Annotated in this window: 22 protein-coding genes and 5 pseudogenes; 20 read left to right on the top strand and 7 right to left on the bottom strand. The window is 44.5% G+C overall.

Features of this window, described 5'->3' with window-relative positions:
- Positions 1-344: 344 nt before the first annotated feature.
- From DXE37_RS07740 to DXE37_RS07675, 15 genes and pseudogenes are all read left to right on the top strand, one after another.
- Positions 345-1,811 (top strand): annotated as a pseudogene (locus tag DXE37_RS07740) (PgaA family protein).
- Between the two features lie 105 nt (positions 1,812-1,916).
- Complete coding sequence (locus tag DXE37_RS07730; protein WP_114637079.1) at positions 1,917-2,447, top strand: polysaccharide deacetylase family protein; 531 nt, start codon at positions 1,917-1,919, stop codon at positions 2,445-2,447.
- 18 nt (positions 2,448-2,465) lie between these two features.
- Entirely contained in the window at positions 2,466-3,221 is a 756-nt protein-coding gene (locus DXE37_RS13650; protein WP_162786230.1) for a poly-beta-1,6-N-acetyl-D-glucosamine N-deacetylase PgaB, read from the top strand.
- Positions 3,188-3,735, top strand: a pseudogene (locus tag DXE37_RS14395) (poly-beta-1,6-N-acetyl-D-glucosamine N-deacetylase PgaB). The gene DXE37_RS13650 and the pseudogene DXE37_RS14395 overlap by 34 nt, the downstream one beginning before the upstream one ends.
- Positions 3,736-4,079: 344 nt before the next feature.
- On the top strand, positions 4,080-4,589 hold the full coding sequence (locus tag DXE37_RS07710) for a ferritin-like domain-containing protein (RefSeq protein WP_231971270.1): 510 nt from the start codon (positions 4,080-4,082) through the stop codon (positions 4,587-4,589).
- Between the two features lie 63 nt (positions 4,590-4,652).
- Positions 4,653-6,555, top strand: a pseudogene (locus DXE37_RS07705) (B12-binding domain-containing radical SAM protein).
- A 455-nt stretch (positions 6,556-7,010) separates the two neighbouring features.
- Positions 7,011-7,295 (top strand): hypothetical protein, encoded by a 285-nt coding sequence (locus DXE37_RS11680; protein ID WP_231971269.1) that lies wholly within the window; start codon positions 7,011-7,013, stop codon positions 7,293-7,295.
- Positions 7,296-7,378: 83 nt separating this feature from the next.
- Positions 7,379-8,036: pseudogene (queE, locus tag DXE37_RS07695) on the top strand (7-carboxy-7-deazaguanine synthase).
- Between the two features lie 36 nt (positions 8,037-8,072).
- A pseudogene (locus DXE37_RS07690) lies at positions 8,073-8,536 on the top strand (6-pyruvoyl trahydropterin synthase family protein).
- Positions 8,537-8,995, top strand: coding sequence for a tRNA adenosine(34) deaminase TadA (tadA, locus tag DXE37_RS07685; protein WP_114637076.1), 459 nt, complete (start codon positions 8,537-8,539; stop codon positions 8,993-8,995).
- Positions 8,992-9,156 (top strand): hypothetical protein, encoded by a 165-nt coding sequence (locus DXE37_RS12880; RefSeq protein WP_231971267.1) that lies wholly within the window; start codon positions 8,992-8,994, stop codon positions 9,154-9,156. Before tadA ends, DXE37_RS12880 begins: the two co-directional genes overlap by 4 nt.
- Positions 9,153-9,533: an LD-carboxypeptidase gene (locus DXE37_RS12875; RefSeq protein WP_231971266.1), complete on the top strand. Its 381-nt coding sequence runs from the start codon at positions 9,153-9,155 to the stop codon at positions 9,531-9,533. Before DXE37_RS12880 ends, DXE37_RS12875 begins: the two co-directional genes overlap by 4 nt.
- 58 nt (positions 9,534-9,591) lie before the next feature.
- A complete protein-coding gene (locus DXE37_RS12870; protein WP_269460356.1) occupies positions 9,592-9,942 on the top strand; it encodes a S66 peptidase family protein in 351 nt (116 codons plus the stop codon).
- A 4-nt stretch (positions 9,943-9,946) separates the two neighbouring features.
- Entirely contained in the window at positions 9,947-10,144 is a 198-nt protein-coding gene (locus tag DXE37_RS11675) for a heme-binding protein (RefSeq protein WP_197713170.1), read from the top strand.
- Between the two features lies 1 nt (position 10,145).
- Positions 10,146-10,577: an SOUL family heme-binding protein gene (locus DXE37_RS07675; protein ID WP_231971265.1), complete on the top strand. Its 432-nt coding sequence runs from the start codon at positions 10,146-10,148 to the stop codon at positions 10,575-10,577.
- On the opposite strand, the gene rlmJ (DXE37_RS07670) is transcribed toward DXE37_RS07675, so the two are convergent.
- The 6 genes from rlmJ (DXE37_RS07670) to DXE37_RS07650 are packed head-to-tail and all read right to left on the bottom strand — an operon-like array spanning position 10,574 to position 16,114.
- Positions 10,574-11,179 (bottom strand): 23S rRNA (adenine(2030)-N(6))-methyltransferase RlmJ, encoded by a 606-nt coding sequence (rlmJ, locus tag DXE37_RS07670; protein ID WP_331852145.1) that lies wholly within the window; start codon positions 11,177-11,179, stop codon positions 10,574-10,576. The genes DXE37_RS07675 and rlmJ (DXE37_RS07670) overlap by 4 nt on opposite strands.
- Positions 11,172-11,447, bottom strand: coding sequence for a 23S rRNA (adenine(2030)-N(6))-methyltransferase RlmJ (gene rlmJ / locus DXE37_RS14095; RefSeq protein ID WP_331852144.1), 276 nt, complete (start codon positions 11,445-11,447; stop codon positions 11,172-11,174). Before rlmJ (DXE37_RS14095) ends, rlmJ (DXE37_RS07670) begins: the two co-directional genes overlap by 8 nt.
- Before the next feature lie 3 nt (positions 11,448-11,450).
- Positions 11,451-12,242, bottom strand: coding sequence for a phosphatase PAP2 family protein (locus DXE37_RS07665; protein WP_114637075.1), 792 nt, complete (start codon positions 12,240-12,242; stop codon positions 11,451-11,453).
- On the bottom strand, positions 12,239-13,507 hold the full coding sequence (locus tag DXE37_RS07660) for a glycosyltransferase family 9 protein (RefSeq protein WP_114637074.1): 1,269 nt from the start codon (positions 13,505-13,507) through the stop codon (positions 12,239-12,241). Before DXE37_RS07660 ends, DXE37_RS07665 begins: the two co-directional genes overlap by 4 nt.
- Before the next feature lie 17 nt (positions 13,508-13,524).
- A complete protein-coding gene (locus DXE37_RS07655) occupies positions 13,525-14,568 on the bottom strand; it encodes a lysylphosphatidylglycerol synthase transmembrane domain-containing protein (protein ID WP_114637073.1) in 1,044 nt (347 codons plus the stop codon).
- Between the two features lie 49 nt (positions 14,569-14,617).
- Complete coding sequence (locus DXE37_RS07650; RefSeq protein ID WP_114637072.1) at positions 14,618-16,114, bottom strand: glycosyltransferase family 39 protein; 1,497 nt, start codon at positions 16,112-16,114, stop codon at positions 14,618-14,620.
- A 220-nt stretch (positions 16,115-16,334) separates the two neighbouring features.
- On the opposite strand from DXE37_RS07650, the gene DXE37_RS12865 reads away from it, so the two are divergent.
- Together DXE37_RS12865 and DXE37_RS12860 are read left to right on the top strand one after the other, a co-directional pair.
- Positions 16,335-16,688, top strand: coding sequence for a DUF3047 domain-containing protein (locus DXE37_RS12865; RefSeq protein WP_231971264.1), 354 nt, complete (start codon positions 16,335-16,337; stop codon positions 16,686-16,688).
- Positions 16,688-16,960: a DUF3047 domain-containing protein gene (locus tag DXE37_RS12860; RefSeq protein ID WP_231971263.1), complete on the top strand. Its 273-nt coding sequence runs from the start codon at positions 16,688-16,690 to the stop codon at positions 16,958-16,960. Before DXE37_RS12865 ends, DXE37_RS12860 begins: the two co-directional genes overlap by 1 nt.
- Positions 16,961-16,974: 14 nt before the next feature.
- Here DXE37_RS12860 and DXE37_RS07640 read toward each other — a convergent pair whose 3' ends face one another.
- The gene (locus DXE37_RS07640; RefSeq protein ID WP_114637071.1) at positions 16,975-19,245 is read right to left on the bottom strand and encodes a heavy metal translocating P-type ATPase; all 2,271 of its coding nucleotides are present in this window, start codon (positions 19,243-19,245) and stop codon (positions 16,975-16,977) included.
- 51 nt (positions 19,246-19,296) lie between these two features.
- Here DXE37_RS07640 and DXE37_RS14090 point away from each other — a divergent pair, with 51 nt between their 5' ends.
- The 3 genes from DXE37_RS14090 to DXE37_RS07625 all read left to right on the top strand — a co-directional run bounded on the left by DXE37_RS14090 (position 19,297) and on the right by DXE37_RS07625 (position 21,226).
- On the top strand, positions 19,297-19,392 hold the full coding sequence (locus tag DXE37_RS14090) for a heavy-metal-associated domain-containing protein (protein WP_331852143.1): 96 nt from the start codon (positions 19,297-19,299) through the stop codon (positions 19,390-19,392).
- Between the two features lie 164 nt (positions 19,393-19,556).
- Positions 19,557-20,204 (top strand): DUF47 domain-containing protein, encoded by a 648-nt coding sequence (locus DXE37_RS07630; protein ID WP_114637070.1) that lies wholly within the window; start codon positions 19,557-19,559, stop codon positions 20,202-20,204.
- A gap of 80 nt (positions 20,205-20,284) precedes the next feature.
- Positions 20,285-21,226: an inorganic phosphate transporter gene (locus DXE37_RS07625; protein ID WP_231971379.1), complete on the top strand. Its 942-nt coding sequence runs from the start codon at positions 20,285-20,287 to the stop codon at positions 21,224-21,226.
- The last annotated feature ends 16 nt before the right edge of the window (positions 21,227-21,242 follow it).

Genomic DNA, 21,242 nt, shown 5'->3' with positions numbered 1-21,242 from the left:
GTAACAACAAGTTATTCAAGTGCTATTAGATTAGATATGGGCATTCCTCACCTGGCTTTATATTTAATTGATAGCAAGGGTTGGTATTGCTCTAATAATCAAAAATTGCGCGCAATGCATAACTCGGGTGCGCAAGATCTTCTCGCTGGTCAGTGGCTGATTCTGCGGTAGCTCCAAATCGCTTTATCGCAGTCGATAAAGGCATCAACGCACTGAATGCTGCATTGGCTTATGCTAAATCCATTGGAGCAACCGAAGACCAGATTGACTCAATCGAATTTGATTTAATTGTTGCTTACAACAAAAGGAATGAATGGGATAAATCCCTTGCACTTTATGATCGGATGGTCGCAAGTGGCAAGACAGTACCAGACTATGCCTTACTGGCGGTTGCTTCGAGCTATAGCGGAAAGAAAAAACCAATTCAAGAAGGTGTCATCCTGAAAAAGCTTTATGAGAAAAATCCAAATGATTTGGATGTTGAGCTGGCTCAATACTTCAACCTGACTGACCGAGATCAGTATTCAGAGGCAAAGCAACTGCTGGATAAAATAACAACACAACTTAAAGCACATCCAAAATATTTGCCTAAACGAGACTTTGATTACACCAGTGCAATGATAGAAGCGGTGGGTTTTGAATCCTATCAAGAGAAGTACCAAGAAGCCGATAAAAAACTACAACCACTTCTGAGTGAAATTCCTTCGAACGCAGACTTGCTGAAAACTGCTGGGAACCTAAGAGAAGCCCAAGGAATGCACGAAGCGGCTGCTGATTATTATTCCATTGCAGCAAAGCAAGACCCGCAAGATGTTGAAGCAAAAATTGGCTATGCCAATGCTCGAACGAGTCAGGGCGATATATCCACTTTCATTAAGACTGTGAACGAGCTAAGGCCAGACTATTCGGATATTAATGCGGTAAAGGATGCTGGCAAACGGCTTGATGCATATAAAGCAGGGTATGTCACAGGTAATTTTGTTTTGGGTAATGGTCAATACTTTGGTCAGACAAACAATAACCGAACTAGCGATCTACGTGTCTACAGTGCTCCCATTGATGACAATTTTCGGGGTTTTGCTCGCTACCGAGACTTAAATAGCGGCCCTGCAATTCCTGTGACTGATCAAGGGGTTGGTGGCGGTATTCAATATACTGGCATTCATCAAGAGGCTGAACTTGAAATGGGTAGCGCCGGATATTTTCGTGCTGAAGGAACTCAAACCTTAAATGATTATTGGTCTATTACTGGGGCCTTTGAAAAAAATGCTTTTTACTTGATGCTGGGCTCTCTCTATGCCACTTCGGGAGGAAATGTCGGAGGAATGAATGTCAAGTGGAAAAATGGAGACACTACAGACGCCGCGCTGGGTTATCGTTATTGGGCTCTACCGAATAATAATAAACAAGAAATTTATGGCAACGTAAACCAGCGCCCGTTGACGGAATATAGCTATAAAGTAGATATCTCTGGTTGAATTGGTAATCAACAAAATACCAACTCTAATGTGAGCTACTTTGCTCCTATTACCCAAACAGAATATTCGGGAACACTCAACCTACGAATTTTGCAATGGCGTGACATTGAAACCAAGAAATATGATTTTTGGCATCGTCTGTTTGCCTCGTATGGTGTTGTTACCCAATCTGGTTTCATCGCCCAACCGATGAATAACTATGGTTATGGTCAAGACTTTAATGTTGGTGATAAACGGACCCTCAGCTGGGGTGTTGGCAGAACTAGTTTTTCGTTTAATGGTGTTCGGTCAAGCTATACCACGGGGCATCTCAACTTTGAGTCGCGCTTCTAAATGAAAAAGTTCAAATATCTTCTCATCACCCTGATCCTCCTGAGCAATCTTACATAGGGCGCTAAAGATTTTAAGGTGTTGAGCTTTCATGACATCGTGCAGGAGATGAACAGCAGTTCTGAGCCTGATGATGTCAGCGCAGATAATCTGCTTACTTACTTTTCATGGTTAAAAGCCAATGGCTATACCGTGATTTCGATTCAGGATGTGATCAATGCCAATAAAGGTGGCAAGCCATTGCCTGATAACTCCATTGTCCTCACTTTTGATGATGGCTATAAAAGCTTTTATACCTATGTACTACCGATCTTGAAGGCCTTTAACTATCCTGCAATCTTAGCAATTGTTGGTTCTTGGCTTGATGTTCCAGAAAATGGTACGGTTTTTTATGCGGGCAAGCAGGTGCCTCGCTCGAAATTCTTATCTCTCAATGAGTTAAATGAGCTTGCGAAGAGTGGCTTAGTAGAAATAGCCTCTCATACCTGTGACTTACATCACGGTGTTATAGGTAATGCTCAAGGCAATGATATGCCGGCACTAACTACTTTTGAATATAACCAAAAAACACAACAATACGAAACTGAAGAGCATTACCTCAATCGGATTCGGTCCGATTTAAATAAAAATAATGCATGAATTAAACGGCATACGGGTGTGACTCCTAGAATTATTGTCTGGCCCTATGGTAGATATAACAGTGTTGGGCAAAAAATTGCCAAGAGTCTTGGTATGGATATTGCTATTACATTGGACGATGGAGAAAATCTTGAACTACAGTCAGTAGAAAGTATCCGTCGCATTTACCTGATCGATAATCCGAAGATTGATGATTTTGTAGCTAACTTGCGAGAACATCCTCCAGCACTGGAGCGAGTCATGCATGTCGATCTGGATTATGTTTACGATAAAGACCCGGCCCAGCAAGAAAAGAATTTAGGCACTTTAATAGAGAGGATTCTCGCATCTGGCGTCACTACGGTTTACCTCCAAGCGTTTGCGGATGATGATGGAACTGGTGTAGCTAAGAGTGTGTATTTTAAGAACAGCTATATGCCGATCAAAGCAGATATCTTTGGTCGAGTTAGTTGGCAACTAAAGACTCGTGCAGGCGTAAAAGTATTTGCTTGGATGCCACTCTTGGTATTTGATCCAGGCCCTGAAAAACTACGCAAATTAGATGTGGTTCAATCGATTGATGGCAGTAAAGGCATTGGTTACTTAAGGCTAAGTCCTTTCTCGGATCGTTCGCGCCAATTTATTAAGGGAATCTATACCGATCTAGGTCGTTATGCCAACTTTGAGGGGATATTGATTCATGATGATGCGACTCTCTCAGATAAGGAAGACGCAAGCCCGCCCGCCAGCATTGCAGTACTATGCCAAACACTGGGGGTTGCCATCCAATATTGATGCTATCTCCCAAAATCCCGCTTACAACGGAAAAATGGTACAAAGCTAAAATAGAAACGTTGACTCAGTTTTCAATGGAAATACGAGCAGCGGCGGAGCAATACCGAAAGCCCATCAGTCTTGCGCGTAACTACTATGCTGAAGTCGCACTAAACCCTAAGGCGGAAGAATGGTTTGCTCAACCCATTTCAAATGGTTTACAGAACTACAACTGGGTGGCGCTGATGGCGATGCCCTACATGGAAAAGCTAAGAACCCTGCACAATGGCTTAATAATCTCATTGACGTTACCCAAGCTTATCCTCATGCTAAGGAAAAACTTTTATATGAATTGCAAGCAAAAGATTGGCGCACAGGCAAGCCCATTCCAACCAATGAATTGAGTGCTTGGATGCGTAATATGAGAGTTAAAGGCATTCTCAATTTTGGCTACTATCCTGATGACCAATTTACAAACAGCCCCAACATCAAAATACTCAAGAAGGAGCTTTCAGCGAAAGCAGTATTTCAATAACCGTTTAGCATCTCTGTGGTTTAAATATTCGCTATCGGGAATTTGCTAATTAAATCTTACGACCTGGGAAGCAATACCACCCCTATTTTTAATGTCATAATAGGGGGCGAAAAGACTTAGGATCTTTAAATGAATGATTTACGCCAAATTGCCTTGGAAATATTGGCGCAGACTGATGCGCAATTCAAAGTAAATCATCTCCTCAAGTTATTTAAGAACTTTCAGCAGCAAAAAATTCATCTAGACTCTGCTACAAAGATTGATTCCGAGAATTTTGTCCTTCCTAGGCGTCCAGCAAAGCCGGAGCTTGTTTCTAAAAGAAGGATGGATACTCTCTCGGGGGTATGGCGGGTCTTTTGCACTCACTTGCTCACATTGAATTTAATGCGTTGAACCTGGCGCTAGATGCTATCTGGCGTTTTGCAAATATGCCCAAGCAATACTATGAAGATTGGCTCACCGTTGCCAAGGAAGAGGCGTATCACTTTAGTTTGATTGGTGAGTATTTGCAGGTGCTGGGATTTAGCTACGGAGACTTTACTGCTCACAATAGTTTGTGGGAGATGGTGGAGAGAACAACTGATTCAGTCATGGCAAGAATGGCGCTGGTCACCAGAACGATGGAAGCGCGAGGATTGGATGCGGTGCCGATGATTCGTGATCGATTTAAGCAGATAAAAGATGATCGGGCAGTGGAGATACTGGAGATCATTCTGCGCGATGAAATTAGCCATGTGCGTATTGGTAATCATTGGTTTAATTTCTTATGCGCTCAGGAAAATATCTTCCCCATTACTGCATATCGAGAACTAGCAAGAAAATATCGTGCCCCTGTTTTTAAGGCCCCCATTTAATTTGGAGGCGCGTATGCAGGCTGGTTTACATCTGAAGAGTTAAATCTCCTTGGGGCATAGGCAATGAATCTGAAGGTATTAAGTCTGACTCCACCGATGACTCAGCCCAATACGCCGTACCCATCTACCGCCTATCTGACGGGATTTCTGAGGTCTCGTGGGGTTAAATGCTGTACAAGAGGATTTGGCTTTGGAGCTCGTATTGAGTTTTTTCACGCCAGAGGGCTTAACCGAAGTGCGTACTCAAGCGCTCGATGTTCCAGAGGAAAGGCGTAGCGCCAGTGTTAATTTCTTCTTGGATCATTTTGATGCATATCAATCAACTATCTCCTCAGTTATCCGCTTTTTACAGGGGCATGATAGCACTTTAAGTCACCGTATTAATTCGCGTGATTTTTTGCCCGAGGGGCCGCCGCTTTCATTCACTTGATGCATTTGATGATGAGGAAGATGATCCGTTGGCTTGGGCCTTCGGTGCTCTGGGTTCTCAAGATCGTGCTCGTCATATCACCACGCTCTATCTCAACGACTTATTCGATGTGTTGCGTGATGCAGTGGATGATCGATTTGAATTTGTGCGTTATGCAGAGCCTTTGGCCAGTAGTCAGCCCACATTTACACCTCTTCATGGGCGCTCACCGCTAAACCGACGCTGATGGACATGCATTTGCAGGGGCTTGCAAGATAAGCGATTGAGCGTCATCAGCCTAAGCTAGTGTTGTTATCTGTGCCTTTTCTTGGGGCAATGTATGCTGCTTTGCGAATAGTGCAAGTCATCAAAAACAACTTTCCAGAAATCAAGATTGCTTTAGGGGGAGGGTATGTTAATACTGAACTACGTGAGTTATCAGATACTCGAATTTTTGACTATGTAGACTTCATCACCTTAGATTCGGGTGAGCGTCCTCTGCTTGCTTTGCTTGAGCATCTTGAGGGTAAGCGTTCTGTGGAGAGGCTAGTCCGCGCCTTTATTCGTAACGTAAATAATCAAGTGCAATATCTCAACTGGCAGGAGCCTGATATTCCTTTTGAGGAGGTGGGGACTGCCACTTGGGATGGATTACCATTAGATTCTTATTTATCACTGTTGGATATGCTCAATCCGATGCATCGATTATGGAGCGATGGTCGTTGGAATAAATTAACTGTTGCACATGGCTGCTATTGGAAAAAGTGTAGCTTTTGCGATGTATCGTTAGATTACATTTCTCGATATGAAGCTGCTTCGGCAAGTTTGTTGGTTGATCGGATTGAACAAATTATTGCTGAAACTGGACAGACCGGTTTTCATTTCGTGGACGAAGCCGCTCCTCCAAAAATGTTAAAGGCTTTGGCTCACGAGTTAATAGCTCGTAAGGTAGTTATTTCATGGTGGGGTAATATCCGCTTTGAAAAAACTTTTACCCCAGAGTTGGCTGAGCTCTTAGCAAAAAGTGGTTGTATTGCAATGTTAGGCGGCCTTGAGGTGGCATCAGATAAACTATTGAACCTAATAAAAAAAGGGGTTTCAGTTGAGCAAGTAGCCCAAGTAACCAAAGGTTTCTCAGATGCGGGTATCTTGGTGCATGCATATCTGATGTATGGTTTCCCAACCCAAACCGTGCAAGAAACCATTGATGCATTGGAATATGTAAGGCAACTTTTTGAGTATGGCTGCATTCAGAGCGGTTTCTTTCATTGGTTTACATGCACCGTACATTCGTCCGTCGGGCTCAATCCTCAAGAGTATGGAATTGAGTTGATTCCATTGCCAGAGATCACATTTGCTAAGAATGATGTTGCCTTTATCGATCCCACTGGAGCTGATCATGATTTACTTGGCCAAGGTTTAAAAAAGGCCATCTACAACTATATGCATGGCGTAGGTTTTGAGAATAGAGCTCAGTCTTGGTTTGAGGGCTTGGGAATTGCTATTCCCAAGACCACCATTCCAAAAAATTATATTGAGCAAGCCTTATACGGGTAATTTAGTAATGAGTTTCAGAACTACAATGGTACTAAGCCTTCATGCTGCGGGGCAGAGGAATTAGATGGCAACATATACTTTACGCATGAATCTTCTCCAAAAAATTTTCCTCTTGACAATGTCATTTTTAATGGTGGGGTGCATTTCATCTCAACCATTTCCACAAGGCGTTGCTGAAGTTCAGCCGCAGCCAATCCCTAAAGTTCGGGCCCCAAAAGTGGGTCAGGAGTGGGTATATCAAATTCGAAATGTTTTTAATCAAGATATCGTTGATATCGTGACCGGAGAGGGTAGTCTCGGTTGGCGACGAAATCCGTATTGCTCGTACCGGTGCTAAAACAGGGCCACTGCCAGATGAGATTCAGTCACCTTGGGGTTATGTCCTCCAAGATCCCCACTGGAAGCCAGCTCAGATATTTGCAAAGCCTATTCCACTATGGCCTTTACAACTAAATGTGGGCTGGAAAGGATTTTTTAGTACTCAGTATCAAGTTTCTTCTTATCCCGATGCAAATTACTACTGGGGATTGGGAATGACTGCCTTGCAATGGGAGCGCATGAAAACCCCTGCGGGCGAGTTTTTGGCTCTACGGGTTCATAACGAAATGCCATATTTTGTGAGCAACGATCTCTTTAGGTTTGCCAATGAAAGACAAGAGGACTTATGGTTTGCTCCAGAAATCGGTCGTTGGGTCATCCGCAGAAGTTCTGGGCGCTATATCACTGCCGGGGTTTATTAGTCAAATGCCTATTGGGAAGGATTATCTACAGTGGGAGTTAATCTCCTGGAAATAGGCAAAGCGCTTAAAATAGACGCATTGCTATGTATACCGTAAAAGAACTATTTCCCACGCTTCAGGGCGAAGGTGCTCACGCTGGTAGGGCAGCAGTGTTTTGCCGCTTTGTGCAGGTTGCAACCTTTGGAGCGGGCGTGAAGAAGATCGCACTACTGCGGTTTGCCAGTTTTGCGATACCGATTTTGTGGGGAGCGATGGTTTGGGTGGTGGTAAGTTTGAAACAGCCAATGCCCTTGCTGATGCAATTGAATCCTCCTGGCGAAGTGCTTCTGCAGGACCTCAGCAACGTTATGTTGTGTTTACTGGAGGCGAACCTCTTTTGCAATTGGATGAGGAATTAATTGCCGCTCTTCATCAAAAAGGCTTCGAAGTTGCTATTGAGACCAATGGCACGATTAAAGTTCCCAAGGGGGTTGATTGGGTTTGCGTCAGTCCAAAAGCGGGTGCTGAATTAATCGTTCTCCAAGCGGATGGGTTAAAGCTTGTGATTCCACAAAATGACCATAGAGAGTTAAGAAAAGCTCATGGCTCGATTTGAAGAAGATGGATTACCACAATCGCTTCTTGCAGCCAATGGATGGATCGAACCTCAAAAGCAATACTGAATTAGCGGTAAGCTTATGTCAAAAGAGGCCCTTATGGAGATTAAGTTTGCAATCTCATAAACTCATCGGGATTCGCTAAGCAAGTTAAGCTCAAAAATAATGAATGAAGTAATCAATGACTAATAAACAACCTGCCATCTCCATCACGCGTCGCCTTGAGTTTGACTCAGGACATCGTATTCCAAATCATGATGGCCAATGTCGCCATCTCCATGGTCACCGCTACGCCATTGAAGTCACGCTCACTGGAGAAGTAGCAGATCATCCCGGGAAAGCAGATGACGGAATGGTGCTTGATTTTGGCGATATCAAGCGCTTAACTAATCAACATATTGTTGAGCTTTGGGAGCATGCTTTTTAGTGGCAAAAGAGGATGAGGCTTTGGTTGCTTTCTTATCCAGTTTGCCTAATCATAAAACAGTCATCATGGAGCATGTGTCTACTGTTGAGAATTTAGCGAACGCTGCTTTCGCAATTTTGCAGCCTATATTTACCGAAACCTTTGGGGGTCGCTTAGAGCTTTCTTTAATTCGACTCTATGAGACACCCAATTGCTGGGCGGATGTTCATCCCTCTTAAATGACCCAAGCAGAGCTTGACCATCAATTTATGCTTTTAACTATTGAGCAAGCTCAATTAGCAGCCCAATCTGGCGAGATTCCTGTAGGTGCGGTATTGGTTCGTGATGGCCAAGTAATTTCTAAGGCATTTAATAAGTCCATTGCCAATCATGATCCTAGTGCTCATGCAGAAATGTTGGCACTACGGGAAGCAGCCCGGCTTGAAGAAAATTACCGCATTCCTGGTAGCACCTTATATGTGACGCTTGAGCCCTGCGCAATGTGTTCTGGTGCTATGCTCCATGCTAGGATTAGTCGAGTGGTATTTGGCGCCTCAGATCCCAAAACAGGCGCAGCTGGAAGTGTGCTTGATTTATTCGCATCAAAACAGATTAATCATCAAACCAGTGTTGAAGGTGGCGTTATGGGTGAAGAGTGCGGTCAATTATTGCGCGATTTTTTTAGGGAGCGACGTTGAAATCGATTCATCTGATTGCTCCTTCAGGAGCTAGCCTAGATAGTAAGAGTCTATTAGCTGGGATTCATTGGCTAGAGGGCCAAGGCTTAACCATCCAAAATGCTGACTGCGTACATCGCGTCTATGAGCGCTTTGCTGGAAGTGACAAAGATCGGTTTTGAACGAATTAAATAAAATCTCTCAATTAGATCCTCAGAACGTCGTGATAGCTATGCGCGGAGGATACGGTCTACATCGCTTGCTTCCAAATATTGAGTGGGATTCAATCGCAAATGCCATTCAAAATGGCCCGCAAGTTTGTGGTCATAGTGACTTCACTGTATTTCAGCTGGGATTATTGGCTAAGACTGGTGCTATTATATTGGCTGGACCGATGCTGAACCATGATTTTGGCCGAATGGGAGATGATGGCTCTCCTGTGGTGCCTGATGAATTTATGTGGAACCACTTTCAGTCAGCTATCCGAAATCGCGCACTCCAATGTGAGGTATCAACGCCGCAATCCTTCTTGCGGCGCAAAAGATACACAAACCATTAGGGGTTTATTGTGGGGTGGTAACTTAACCGTCTTGGCTAGTTTAGTGGGAACTCCCTAAATACCGAGCCCTAAACAAACTCAGGGCGGTATTTTATTTCTAGAGGATGTTAATGAGCATCCTTATCGTATCGAAAGAATGCTGATGCAGCTTTTAGATGCAGGCATTCTTGCAAATCAGGGTGCAATATTGCTAGGTAGTTTTTCTACCTACCGTCTTTATGATAACGATAAGGGCTACTCAATAGAACGCGCTATTGAAGCTATTCGAAAAAAGCGTTTGCTAGCAGAAATACCAATCCTTACTGGGCTCCCCTTTGGGCATCAGGCAAATAAATTGACCTTGCCAATTGGCTCTCAAGTTAGTTTAAATTTCAATTCCAATGGCTTTGAACTCAAAGCGAAGTGGTAATTTTTTGAGCCATTTATTCATGCGGGGCGTCTTCATTCTGACGGCGCTCATTTTTACTGGGACAGCAATGGCAACAGAAGAGCCAAAATTTACTATTCTTGAAAAAGAGCCGCCTTTTGAGGTTCGAGCTTATGCGCCCATGATTGTTGCTGAAGTGCAGGTGGAGGGCGGATTTGGATGGGGCATCAAGCCAGGGCTTTAAGTTGACTGCTGCTTATATCTTCGGACAAAATCAGGTGAGTGAAAAAATCGCCATGACTGCGCCTGTAACAGTTGAAGATCAGGTGCCCAAGAATGCCAAGATAGCAATGACTGCGCCAGTAGGAATTGAATCCTCTGCTGGCAAGTGGACTGTGTCTTTTGTGATGCCTGCTGAATACACCATGGACACCATACCCAAACCCATCAATTCTCAGGTTCAGCTTCGGCAAATTCCTGCGCTTAAAAAGGCAGTGATTAGTTTTAGTGGTTTTTATAATGCTCAGAAAGTTGCTGAAAAAACCCTAGAACTGGAACAGTGGATGAAAGCTCGTAATTTGCAGTCAAACGGTTCACCCAATTTTGCGCGCTATAACCCGCCCTGGACATTACCTTTTATGCGCCGTAACGAGGTCATCATCACATTGCATGATTAGTTTTTCGCCTCAAAACTCTTTAAGAGAAACTGGCTGCCAGCATTCATTCCCAAAGCCTTAGTCAGAAGTGGCAGAGCTTGCGCTAAATGTTTTTCTAAAGTCCAAGGAGGGTTAATGATGAACATACCACTTGCTTGTAGGCGATGTTTGCCGGGAGAATTTTCGACGCGTAGTTCAGCATGTAGCCAAGAGCGTTTGTGTATCGCAGCAATTTTTTTAAGCCGGTCAGGAAGCGCCGCTGATTCTCTTCTGGAGATTACTGGATACCAAATAGCGTAGCAGCCAGTTGCAAAGCGCTGCAATGCTTCTTCCATTGCAACTTCCAGATAGCGGTAATCTTGCTTATCTTCATAGGAAGGGTCTATTACTAGGCCACGTCGACTGGGGGGAGGAAGTAGTCCTTTAAGTCTATTAAAGCTATTTTCAGCGTAGATATCAATTTGTTTTGATTGCTTTAACTCGCTAATGTTATGGCGCAGAATGTCTATTTCTTTGGGGCGCAATTCAAATAATTTGAGTCGATCTTGCGGACGTAATAGGCGGGCCAAAATAAAGGGAGAGCCTGGATAAGTGTTGAGCTGATCTTCAGCATTCTCAGCCAAACTGTAATCTAAATAGCTTTGAACACTTTCTGGAATGGGGTTCCCCGCTTTCCTTGTACTTGAGTAGCCGAAATATGCCTCCCTCCGCTTCTTTGCTGACAGAGGCAAATTCATCCGCTAGGCTATAAATACCAGCGCCAGCGTGTGTATCGACGATAGTTAACGCAGCAGGCTTTTCTTGTAGATATTCTACAAGATGAATGAGTGTGAGGTGCTTGAGAATATCAGCATGACTGCCTGCATGAAAAGCATGACGATAGCTAAACATAAATTATTTGAGGTTACCTGAAGCTTGATTAAATTGTGCTTTCACAAAGAAGATCAAGGTGATTGTCACGATAGCAATAGAAGCGTATTGCAATGGTAAGTTAAGCTCTAGATCCATGGTTTGGGTAAAGTGTGCATAGATTGCAGCTCCACCACCGAGCGCAATAATGCGCGGCCAAATTTTCTGAGGCGCGAGTTGATTCTCCGGAACATATTGCGCCAGAATTGCGCCCACCATGCCACACCAAATGCCAATTCCAGCTCCGGCCAATACATCTGAGAGCCAGTGAGCTCCCACTCCTATGCGCGAGAGCCCTACGAGCGTCGCCACGATGAAAAGAGGTAATGCTTTGATACGTTTAGATTGATCGCAGGAAAAATAAAGCGCGCTTGCAATAGCAAAAGCTGTCAATGTATGACCCGAAGGAAATGCTTTACTCAACAAGGGCGCTCCAAAGTGATAAAAACTTTCAATGCTGAGGATCCTTTCAGGTCTTGGTAAATCAAAAAGACGCTTTAGGCTAAAACTTGCTAAGGCTGTAATTCCTCCTGCAAATATTCCTGCGCTCAATAGACGGGGTGCCAAGAGGAGTAATGGAAAAGCGAGTGCAAATACACCCCAGCCGTTACCTAAAAATGTCAGCCAGGCCCATAAGGTATCGGGTAGCAACTGTGTAAAGCGGTTGATGAATAAAAAACTACTGGTTTGAATTTCACCAAAATAAATTGCGCAAGCGAGTGCAAGCGGAGCTAGTGGAGTGAACCAAGCAAAAGTGGGCATTACTTTCTTGCTCATCCAGCAGAACGACCCTTTGCTTGATCGGCGGCTTGTAGTTGTATGACTACTTTTTCTAATACTTGATGGACAGTAATCGCTTGCATACAGACATTGTCATGACAAGGGGTCTTGCGATGGTTAGCTGCACTAACACAAGGCGAGCAGGCTAAGTTAGCAGTGATGGCAATGAAATTGCCAACCGACCCATATAGTGCAGGGGTCTCTGGACCAAATAGAACAACGGTTCTTAATGGCGTCACTGCTGAGAAGTGGCCTGGACCAGAATCGTTAGTCACCATGACATCAGACAGGGTGTAGAGTGGTGGCAGCTCTGCAAAACTCACTTGGCCTGCAAAGTTCAGGGCATTTTTCACATTAGCGACTGAGCGAACCTTATCCACATATACAAATTCAGCGGGAGAGCCAGTAATCAAGATGAGATCGTCGGGATATTGTTGGTGAATTGCTTGAATCAGTTCAGAAAAACGTTGTTGCGCCCAGCGACGTTGCGGAAGAAGGTCGCTAGCATTCGGATTGATGAGAATAAGGCGATCTTTTCCGGATGTGTAATTGATTTTTGCTTCCTTGGCGAGTTTTTCGATGCGCTCACGCACTTTTTCAAGAGTGTTTGGATTGATGATGGCTTGCTCAAGTCGAACCGCTGAATCTGGAATCTCAATCTTGCTAAACGGCACCTCAATTTTTTGAGCAAAAGCTGCATGAATTAAGGATAGAAAATTCTTGGTAATGTGAATATGTGGGTTGTAGTGGACTTTGCGAGTGAGCATGAAGCCGCGCCATAATCCTTCGCCATGGAAGATGTGATAGCCAACACGACGACGTGCGCCACACATACCGGTTAGTAGGGCGGTGAATCGCGAGAAAAGTTCTAAATCAATTACGGTATCGATGCGGTGTTTACGGGCAAGCACTAAAAAGCGCAAGGTATCTTTAATTAAGCCATCCAAGCTAGATGAATCAATCGTGAAGACGTTTTCTGGTTTAACGGTATTGAGTAGAGTCAAGCTAGCGCGATTGCTCTTGAAGATTAGGAAATATAACTCTGCGCCACGTGCTTGCGCATTGCGCATCGCTGGATCGACTAAAATTGCGCTACCCATTTCAGATAGTTCAATGAATAGCAGTCTTTTTGGTGTCTGTGGACCGCGGCCGAATACATTTTTAATGTGATCTACCAGGGCAACTATAGGACTCACAATTGCACAAAGCGGGACGCCGACCCAATGATCGATGGCGCGCATAGTATTGACACTAATAGTCATAGCCTTACTCTAGAAAATTATTTTCGTTTTAATAAAAAATAGGCACCAGGCAGAACCGACAGCACGGTTATGGCACCATAACTAATCGAGGCCAGCACTGTCAATGAAGGGTTCACACCCCACAAGGCGAGGACGGATGAAAGCGTGGCTTCACGCAGACCCCAGCCGGAAATGCTGATAGGCAACATCAGTAATAAACTCAGTGCTGGCAGGCCAATCATTAAGCCCTCTATAGGGGCATCCACTCCATAGGCTTTCAAGCAAAAGAGCAAAGTCAATATGGCGAGGAAATGAATGCCAATTGCCAAGCATGCTTGAGCAATGTTATTGGGCCAAGCAAAAGCGAGCTGGATGCCTGGCATGGCTTGATTCATATTAAAACGATCCAATACTTTTTGTAAGAGTTGCTTGCTCGGAGTCCAGGCCAATATCACTGCAATCACAACGCCAGCGAGCAACATGACGGCCATTACCGCATAGCCCAAGTCTTTACCCCATGCTGCAAGGGTGGCTCCGCCCAATATCAATCCAATTCCACCAAGCAAGTTATTGCCCGCTAAGCCCAATAGGCGATCGACTAAAACCATGGCAAAACTCAGACGTAACTTTGGCGTAGCGTGTTCAAGATCTACTGAATGATGAAGTTCTTCATCGAGCTCTTTGGTTTCAGTCAGATTACCTGTGCTAGTTAGGTGGGTAGCAGTGATGGCACGATAACTATCTCCACCTAATGTACTTGGTAGACCTTGATTAATGAGACCGCCCGTAAAGTAAAGGCCTATGTAAGAATAAATGCGGCGAGGAAATCCTACGGACTGCATAAATAATCCCCAGCGATAACCACCGCAAATAAATGCCAACATCATGCTACCCAATGCAGCTAAGAACCAAAGTGGCTGCATCTGAATATGACTATCAAATAGAGAGTGCCAATTTATGCCGCTAGTTGCTTTCCATAAAAGAGCAATCGATAACAGAATGCGAATCGTGGGCCAAGCCCGCTTTAGAATGGATTTCCACCCCGATTGGGCTTTGGGAGTGGATTGGGCGGATGAACTCATAAGCGTAAGGATAATGCCTTAGGCGCCTAAGGTCTTAAATTTGGGGGAATTACTCCATCCGACCAGCGCCTTGCCAATGGGTGCAAAGGCTAAAGTCAAATTTTGATAAGACACGACCAAATCGCATAATTTCTAAGCTGTCCAAGGGCTTGCAAGCTTCAAAAGCAGCGCTATCTTCTAAAGGCATGGGGAGTGGCATGCCAGACCATTGAACAAGAAGAGCGTTCGCCCCCTGCGGGAGCTTCCCAAACCAGAGATCAAATTGGTCTTTCCTCTGGTCTAAAACAAATACTGGGGTAGGCGAGGCATACCAAGCGGCACGGCTACCTAAAGTCCAATTTTGCACGGCAATACCCTCTGCATTGAAGATCTTTGTTAGTTCGGCTGCTTTTTGGCCTGCTGCCTTCCAGCCATATAAATCAGCAATAGGATTGGATTTGATTGAAGCCGAACTAATCCCGCCAGATAAGACGTAGCCAAAGCCGATGCAACATAAAGTGATTTGCAAGATAAATAGAATGCGAATCCACTGACGATGCTGTGTGGCCCAAACCTTTGCCAAACCAATTCCTGCAAATGGCGCTAAACAGAACCACGCAGGTGAAGTCCAGTGAGGTAGGCCGCCACCGCCAGAGAGGCTGACAAAGATGGCAAAAGGAATAAAAAAGAAACTAAAGAGTGCTAGCAATGAAAGTTTCGTTCCATGTATGCAGTCTTTTAAAAAAACAAAAACCCCCAGTATTAAAAGAGGGCCAAAGACGAGTATTTGAACGCCAATGTAAGCGGCCAATCTTCGCCAAAGCCACTCGCCACCGCTACCGTGGGCAAGCTGATATTTAAAAGAGATCCAATCATTTACCCAATTCCAATAAAGAACTGGAGTAACAAGCAATAAAGCGATAAGAGCTGCAGTCCAAAAGCCAACTTTGGTCAGCCAGTGTTTTCGTGGTGCGCTTAAGAAGACAATGAGTAATGCAAGGGCAGTAAAGCTAGCTGTGTATTTGCTGAGGCCTGCGAGGCCCAGAAGAACACCAGTAGTCAGCCAATCACTCATCCCAAAATAATCTTGAGTGAGCCAACGAAGCGCCATCAACATCAGACCAAGACTCAAGGGGGTCAATAAAGTATCAGGCAATAAACCAATTGCCAAAATATGAAGCATGGGCGCTGCAATGATAGTTAATATGGCCATCAATCCGCATAAGTTTGCAGACGGGGGTGCACTTGTGAGATATCCGGAGTTACGCCCGCGAATGAAGTGATGTACTTCAACGGTGACTTGATAAACCAAATAGCAGGAAATTATCCAGAGCAATTCGGGGATTAATCGAATGAGTCCTTCTGAAGAGGTAAGGGCCACCAATGGCCACTGAATCCACCCCACCAAAGGCGGGTGATCAAAGTAGCTCCAAGCTAAATGTTGGGCATATAGCGCATAGTGAGCTTCATCAACTGAAAATTCGATTGAAAAGCCAAAAGCTAAGCGCACCCCTGCGGCAATCAAGACACAGATGACGGCCCAACTGGAAGGAGATTGATGGCGCATAGCCTGATTTTAGACTCATGCCGACCATTCTTTGGGACAATTGAATAATGTTGAAACAACTCATTCGATATTCATTCTTGAGCGTGACCTTTTTCTTGGTCGAGTGTGCGGGTCTCAGTAGCGATTCAGTACAAAACGAAGTTGGTCAAGCTATTAACCTTGATCAATTGCCGGCTCAGGATAAATTACCTAAATTCTCGAGCGAGACTGCATGTGAGGCATGCCCAATGGGTGGAACTTTTATCGCATTGTTCCATTTAAAAAGAATACGGTTTATCGTCTAGAAAACTATCAAGGTGGAATGGTTCTTAGCGCTAATTCCAAAACATCTGCTTCAGGATTAGCTGTCAAGTTGCGTCCGCGTCAGGCATCCAATTTGCTGTTGCAGTGGGAGTGGAAGGCGATAACCCCAATTGTTAATGCTGTTAATGCCGATGATTATACGGATGATGCACCGCTTCGTATTTTGGTTGCATTCGACGGTAATAAATCAAAATTACCCTTAAAAGAAAAAATGACTTTTGAAATGGTTAATCTCATCAGTGGTCAAGAAATGCCATATGCCACATTATAATGTATATCTGGTCCGGAAAGTCTCCCGTCGACACCATCATTACTAATATACACACCTCCCGAGTCAAGATGATTGTGGTGGATTCTGGTTGGGATAATTTGGGTCAGTGGCACAAACATCAACGTGATTTAGCTGCTGACTTTAAGCGGGCTTATGGAGAAGCTCCTGGTGAAGTAATTGGCATTGCATTGCTGACTGATACTGACAATACCAAATCGGAAACTCGCGCTTTTTATGGCGATATTGAATTGATTCGCAAGAATCAAAAGTAATAGGTCAATCTTGTCTAGTGTTGGGAAGGGCGCCAGCGCTTTAGTAAGAGTGCATTGCTCAGCACGCAGAAACTCGATAGTGCCATAGCGCTACCCGCCAGCATCGGGGATAAGTAGCCTAAGGCTGCCAAAGGGATGCCAGTGGCGTTAAAGATAAATGCCCAGAACAAATTCTGCTGAATTTTTTGCCAGGTTCTCTTCGAAATATCAATTGCATTCGCTACCAAGATTGGGTCACCTCGCATTAAGGTAATGACCGCAGCTTGCATTGCGACATCAGTACCTGTTGACATTGCCATCCCCACATCGGCAGTGGCTAATGCTGGTGCATCGTTTACACCGTCACCAACCATGGCAACGAATTGACGTTGACCATCTTTTTGTTGGAGTTGACGAATAATGTCAGCTTTATCGCTTGGCAAAATTTGTGCAAATACTTCATGAATGCCTATCGTATTTGCCACCCGTTTAGCAGCGGCAAGATTATCGCCAGAGAGCATGACTGCGCGAATATCTAAACGGTGTAAAGAGGATATTGCTTCTTTGGAGCTGTCTTTAAGTTCGTCCCCAAAAGTAATGATGGCAATTGGCGTTGAAGGTATTTCATGATTCATTAATACGGAAACAGTTTGCCCCGCATGAAAACACGGTTGTGCTTTTTTCAAGATCACAGCGTAATGCGGGTTACCTTCTAGTGAGGCAATGCTTTGGAGGGTAAGATTTTGACCCTTAAAAGCGCCAAAGTTGGGTTTACCGCTAATGCCAATACCTGGCAAAGCTTTACTTTCGCTTGGAATGGAGGGCTCAAGCCCCTTTTGCTTTGCTGCCTCCAGTAGTGCTTTTGCAAGAGGATGTTCGCTGCCAAGTTGTAGGCCTGCAGCACTAGCAAGAATATCTTCTTCAGTATGGGAGTTCGCAAAAGAAACAACCTCCAGCAATCGTGGTTTGCCAATCGTCAGCGTGCCTGTTTTATCGAAAGCAACCACGTTTAAGCGGTGTGCTAGCTCCAATACCTGAGGGTCTTTAATCAATATCCCATAGCGAGCTGCGACACCAGTTCCTGCCATGATAGCTGCCGGTGTAGCTAGACCAAGGGCGCAAGGGCAAGCAATGACCAGAACAGAGACTGCTCTCAGTATGGCAATTGAAGCAGAGCCTAGATAAAACCAATTGGCCACTCCAGTAATGATTGCTATAACAATCACACTAGGAACAAAAATAGCGCTGACTTGATCAACCAATTTTTGGATGGGCGCTTTTTGGGTTTGAGCATCCTCCACCAAGGAAATGATTTTTGAAAGAACACTTTCCACACCTACGGCTTGGGCTTCTATCACCAGTAGATCTTCGCCATTCAATGAACCGCCAATGACTTTTTCGTTGACATGTTTTTTGACGGGATCACTCTCCCCAGTCAGTAGAGACTCATCGACATGGCTACTGCCACGCAGAATGATGCCGTCTACCGGTATGCGTTCACCTGGCAAGACGAGGATGCGGTCTTTGGGGAAAACTTGATCTAAGGGAAGGTCACGAAATTGATCTAATGGTGAGCTTTCAGAGATGATGAAATTTCCATCGATTACTTTGGCATGCTCAGGCCAGAGTTTCTGTAGGGCGCGTAGCGCTTCACTAGTTTGTTGCTTGGCTCTCGCTTCCAACCATTTACCCAGCATGACCATACAAATGATCACTGCAGAGCCTTCAAAATACAGCTCATGTGTGGCATGTTCAGAAGCCAACATTTGGTAAACACTTAATCCGTAGGCAGCGCTGGTACCAAGCGCTACTAGTAAATCCATATTGCCAACCACTGACATGAGGGATTTGAAGCCAGCTTTATAAAAGTGCCATCCTAAAAAAAATTGAACTGGACTTGCAAGGAGTAGTTGCCACTTTGGAGCAAGCGCCCAATGGATTCCGAATGGCATGAGGAACATTGGCAAAAAGAGTGGAACAGAAAGAGCAAGGCCTAGTAACACATGCCCCAAACCATCAGTCCCCCAGAATAATTTTGCGGGGGCTAATTCTGGTATGCCATGTGGAGCGCTGACTTTGGCTTCATACCCCGTCTTTTGCACTATGGCGATGATTTCATCAATTTTGGTCCCAGAATGGGGGTTCAGGCGTATTTTTGCTTGTTCAGTGGCTAAATTGACGCTTGCTGCCTCTACCCCAGGGATTTTGTCCAAAGCCTTCTCAACTCTGCCCACACAAGATGCGCAGGTCATGCCGCCGATATCTAGAGTAAATAGCTCGGAATTCATATCTTTTTGAAGGCTCATATAGAAGATAATCTACTCCATGAAAGCCATACTTACATCAAAAAGGCCAATATGCTGACTCTAAAAGTATCCGGAATGACTTGTGGTGGCTGCATAAATGCCGTTACCCGAGCAATACAGGCTGAGGATCCGCAAGCAACGGTGTAGGCAGATTTGGAGACTCAGATCATCAATCTAGAGACGAGCTTATCTGCGGAACAGGTAAGTCAGCTCATCACAGATGCTGGCTTTCCTGTTCTTCAATAGCAATTGATTAGAATTACCGCAAATCTAATAAAACTAGCATTTTTGTCCTCAAAGGATCGTGATTTATGTTCTTCAGTAAGTTAATGCCTCACGATGGTAATTTCTTCGAGCTTTTCAATGAGCACGCCAACAATATTGTTTCCGCATCCGAATCTTTTTTAAAATTTGTTGAGTACTACGGCGATGAAGCATTGCGTGCCAAATACACTCAAGAGGTAGATAAAGCAGAACATGCTTGTGATGATGTTGTGAAAGAAGTGCATCGTCGTTTGCATAAAACTTTCATCACCCCGATCGATAGAGACCAAATTTTTTCACTGATTAATACGATGGATGATGTAGCAGACCTGCTGCAAAATGGTACAGAAGCAATGCATTTGTATGATGTAAAGAGAATGACGCCTGAGATGTTGCAAATGGCAGAGCTCTGCAACCAGTGTTGTATTGGAATGAGAAATGCGGTTGCCACGTTAAAAGACATCTCTGATCCAGAGGTAGCCAAAGCTGCTTTAAAGACCTGTGACGAGATTGATCATTTGGAGTCTGGAGCGGATCGTCTGCTTTCTACGGCGATTACAAAGCTATTCCGCGAAGATATCGAAGTGCGTGAGCTGATTAAGTGCCAGTGCATCTATGAGTTACTCGAGGAAGTTACCGATAAATGTGAGGATGTTGCCAATTTGGTTGAAGGTATCGTTCTTGAAAACTCTTAAGGCGAAATAAGTTGCCAGCGACAGAAGTAGCTTTTTGGGTTGTTGCGCTTTTGGTAGTGCTAGCCCTTGCATTCGATTTCATGAATGGCTTTCATGATGCTGCTAACTCTATTGCAACGGTAGTATCGACTGGCGTACTCAAGCCACAGCAGGCAGTTGTATTTGCAGCCTTCTTTAATTTTCTAGCTATTTTTATTTTCCATTTAAGCGTAGCTGCCACAGTTGGTAAGGGAATTGTTCATCCAGCTGCAGTGGATTTGCACGTGATCCTCGGTGCTTTAGTAGGCGCAATTATTTGGAATGTAATTACTTGGTATTACGGAATTCCATCAAGTTCTTCACATGCGTTGTTCGGCGGCTTAGTTGGTGCTGCACTACCTAAGGCTGGTGTTGATGGCTTGGTCTGGTCAGCAATCCTCAAGACAGTTTCTTTTATTTTTATCTCACCGTTTGTTGGCTTCCTGCTTGGTTCTTTAATGATGCTACTGGTTGCTTGGGTATGTAGAAACGCAAACCTGGCCAAAACCGATCGTTGGTTCCGCCGTCTTCAACTGCTATCTGCGAGTGCATATAGCTTGGGTCATGGTGGTAATGACGCACAAAAGACAATTGGCATTATTTGGCTGTTGCTTATTATTACTGGGTACGCAGAGGCTAGCTCAAAGATGCCACCAACTTGGACCATTATTTGTTGTTACATCGCGATTGCGATGGGTACGATGTTTGGTGGTTGGCGCATAGTGAAAACTATGGGTCAGAAGCTTACAAAATTGAAGCCAGTCGGCGGTTTCTGTGCTGAGACAGGCGGGGCGATTACCTTATTTGCTGCTACCGCTTTAGGTGTGCCTGTTTCCACTACCCATACAATTACTGGGGCTATTGTTGGCGTAGGCTCAACACAAAGAGCTAGCGCAGTCCGCTGGGGGGTTGCTGGAAACATTGTTTGGGCATGGATCTTCACTATTCCAGCGACTGCCTTAATGTCAATGGCTGTCTATTATCTAAGCTTGCTGATTTTTTAAGGCATTAGATGCCTGC

Origin of the sequence: Polynucleobacter necessarius, from assembly GCF_900095205.1 — a bacterium.
Lineage (GTDB): Bacteria > Pseudomonadota > Gammaproteobacteria > Burkholderiales > Burkholderiaceae > Polynucleobacter > Polynucleobacter necessarius_E.
This window is presented reverse-complemented; position numbering and strand designations above follow the sequence as displayed.